General features: G+C 69.2%; 1 pseudogene. It reads right to left on the minus strand.

What is annotated here, in order from left to right:
* Positions 1 to 127: 127 nt before the first annotated feature.
* A pseudogene (locus QZH66_RS16950) lies at positions 128 to 733 on the minus strand (MFS transporter); the annotation flags it as partial.
* Positions 734 to 989 lie beyond the last annotated feature (256 nt).

Consider the following 989-nt stretch of genomic DNA (forward strand, 5'->3'; position numbering starts at 1 on the left):
TCGAACCTCGAAGTGCTCGACCTGGTGCACGCCGTGGCGATCTTCGCCTGGGCCAACCGGCTGATGCTGAACCTGGGCGAGGCGGTGTTCCCGGCCGGCTGATGCCCGGCCGCGCCTGCGGCCAAGCTCAATCGCCGCTGTTCTGCCCCAGGCAGGCGATGGCGATCAAGGCGATCACGCTGGCCCCCATCACATAGAGCGCGGGCGCGAAAGCGACCTTGGTGGTGTAGGTGATCCAGGTCAGGATGGCCGGCGCGAAGCCGCCCAGCAGCGTGACCGCCGTGTTGTACGAGATCGACATGCCCGAGGCGCGCACGGCCGTCGGGAAGACCTCGGACAGCGCCGCGGGCGCCACGCCGACGAAAACCGAGACCAGCAGGCAGAACGCCGACTGCACCAGGATCAGCGCCGCCAAGGTGTGCTCGGCCTGCAGCCACGCCATCAGCGGATAGGACGCGACCAGCAGCAGCAGCGCGCCGAGCGCCAGCATCTTGCGGCGGCCGACGCGGTCGGACAGGCGTCCGGCCAGGGCGCAGCCGACCACGAGGAAGACGTTGCCGACCAGGGCCGCCGTGAAGGCCTGCGAACTGGTGAAGTCCATGTTGCGCTGCACGTAGATCGGCATGTAGATGATCAGCGCATAGGGGCCGACGGCCCACAGCACCGAGAGGCCAAAGCCCTTGAGCAGCTCGCGCGGGTAGGCGCGCAGCACCTGCAGCAGCGGCTCCTTGGGCGGGCGGCCTTCGCGCGCNGTTGCGCTGCACGTAGATCGGCATGTAGATGATCAGCGCATAGGGGCCGACGGCCCACAGCACCGAGAGGCCAAAGCCCTTGAGCAGCTCGCGCGGGTAGGCGCGCAGCACCTGCAGCAGCGGCTCCTTGGGCGGGCGGCCTTCGCGCGCCTGGCGCAGTTGCTCCTGCTTGAACTCGGGCGTTTCGTCGAGTGTGCGGCGCATCCAGAAGCCGACCGGCGCGATCGCCAGGCCGAC

The sequence above is a fragment of the Stenotrophomonas sp. YIM B06876 genome (assembly GCF_030711595.1).
Classification (GTDB): Bacteria; Pseudomonadota; Gammaproteobacteria; order Xanthomonadales; family Xanthomonadaceae; genus Stenotrophomonas.